This window comes from Cellulophaga geojensis KL-A (genome assembly GCF_000568425.1).
Lineage (GTDB): Bacteria > Bacteroidota > Bacteroidia > Flavobacteriales > Flavobacteriaceae > Cellulophaga > Cellulophaga lytica.
The window spans coordinates 1-1,952 of the sequence record NZ_ARZX01000056.1; the positions used below are offsets into that span (position 1 = coordinate 1).

Sequence of the window (1,952 nt, forward strand, 5' to 3'; positions counted from 1 at the left end):
ACGCAACGAAATCATACACAAACACGTTAGCATTCATATAGACAAAGAACACGAAAAAACAAATGGATAAGAAAAACAGCGTATTTATTGCAACAAGTTTAGACGGCTATATAGCTGATGGAAATGGTGGAATTGATTGGTTACATTCCATTCCGAATCCAAACAATGACGATATGGGATATGTGGAATTCACTAATAGAATTGACGCTCTCATTATGGGACGAACAACATTCGAAACTGTAATCGGATTTGACGTTCCTTGGCCATATAAAAAACCTGTTTTCGTGCTGAGTAACAAACTGAAAGAAATACCTGAATCTCATAAAGACAAAGCCTTTTTAGTAAATGGATCTCTAACAGAAATTTTAAAGCAAATTCACGGAAAAGGATATGGAAGATTATACATTGATGGCGGTACAACAATCAGGAATTTTTTAAAAGAAGACTTGATTGATGAAATGGTCCTTACGACTATTCCGATTTTATTAGGTGGCGGTTCTTCACTATTCGGAGAGTTACCAATTGAACTGAAATTTGAACTAGTTGGAACAAAAACATTTCTTAATCAAATATCACAAATCCACTATAAACGAAAAAGGTAAAATACGAAATGCTAACAATGTATATGAAATCATAGCCGCCTATCGGCAGGCTACGCTTCATATACTAACCGTTGTAGTGCATTTGAGAAAAAATGGAAATGGAATATAAAACAGTAAAAAACAAAAACTATTTTGGAAGGTTCAAAACCGAATTTTTTCCACCACTTATTGTCATCACAATTATTTCATTGATTAGTTATAAATTGACCGACTGGAATTTTATTCTCTTTTTAATACTTGGCTACGCTATTATTTGGGCAATTATTACTCATTTTATTGTCCGAAATTCTATTAATCGGATTGAAATAAATAATGGAAATATTTTAATAGAAGGAACAGAGATTAATAAAGTTTGGAGTGAGTCGAATAAGATTGAAAATACTTCGATAAGAATTAAATCGCAGGGCTTTGGAAGAGGAAATGTTGAATATTATCTGAAAATGTTTCTTCCTGAAAGCACTCATATCATTAACAAAAGAAAAGAATGGGATTATAATGACTTAATTAAAATCTATAATCATATTCCTAACAATAAAGATAAGAACGAGAATAAAGCCCTTTTAGAAAAAATGAAATTGAAAGCTAAAGGTTACTCTTCTTTTGAAATTGCGTTTGGAAAGAATAATAAATAAAAAACGCACTACAACAACGGCTATAGCAAATAGGGCGGAAAGTGCTTAATCCAAAGGTCTGTGTGTATTTGCGAAGACCGCCAAATCTTTTGATTTGGCTTTTAGAAAAATAAGAAAAAACAAAATGCAAAAGATTTGGCTAAGTGCAAGACCGAAAGTAAGTGCTTATCACCTGCCCTACTTGCCATAGCCCAAACGTTACCTGCAAGCTAAAAACTATGTTCCAAAATCATATAACAGTTAAAAATCGACATAAGAAGTTTATAAAAACAGTATGTGAGACTGAAATTGTTTACGGATTGAAAAACAAAGATGGATTTGCAACATCAAGTTCAGTTCATTATGATGACGAAAATGGAGAACCTGTTAGAATGATTTGCTTTTGGGCTGAAAAGGCAAGGGCAAAGTCTTGTATAAAAGACGGATGGAAAAACTATGACCCAATTGAAATTCCATTATCTGAATTTATGGAAAACTGGTGTGTTGGAATGGAAAATGACGGACTTTTAATTGGAACTCAATTTGACAAAAATATGTTCGGATTTGAAGCAGAGCCTTTGGAATTAATAATAGACCTATCTACTGAATTAAAATCAATCAGAAAGGAATTGAATTTTAGAAAGTATAACGGAATAAATGACTTGGAAAATCAAGTTAAAGAAGTAATCGAATGAAAAAAAGCCAGCAGGTAACAATGTATAACCGCAATTACGGCGGA

The 1,952-nt window shown here is 32.6% G+C and carries 3 protein-coding genes; all 3 read left to right on the forward strand.

The genetic code is table 11. The features are described 5' to 3' along the window. The first annotated feature begins 62 nt into the window (after window positions 1–62). The 3 genes from KLA_RS17070 to KLA_RS17080 all read left to right on the forward strand — a co-directional run bounded on the left by KLA_RS17070 (window position 63) and on the right by KLA_RS17080 (window position 1,908). Window positions 63–602 (forward strand): dihydrofolate reductase family protein, encoded by a 540-nt coding sequence (locus KLA_RS17070; protein ID WP_034647342.1) that lies wholly within the window; start codon window positions 63–65, stop codon window positions 600–602. A 92-nt stretch (window positions 603–694) separates the two neighbouring features. Continuing rightward, the gene (locus tag KLA_RS17075) at window positions 695–1,234 is read left to right on the forward strand and encodes a hypothetical protein (RefSeq protein ID WP_034647344.1); all 540 of its coding nucleotides are present in this window, start codon (window positions 695–697) and stop codon (window positions 1,232–1,234) included. 218 nt (window positions 1,235–1,452) lie between these two features. After that, the gene (locus KLA_RS17080; protein ID WP_034647346.1) at window positions 1,453–1,908 is read left to right on the forward strand and encodes a DUF2750 domain-containing protein; all 456 of its coding nucleotides are present in this window, start codon (window positions 1,453–1,455) and stop codon (window positions 1,906–1,908) included. The last annotated feature ends 44 nt before the right edge of the window (window positions 1,909–1,952 follow it).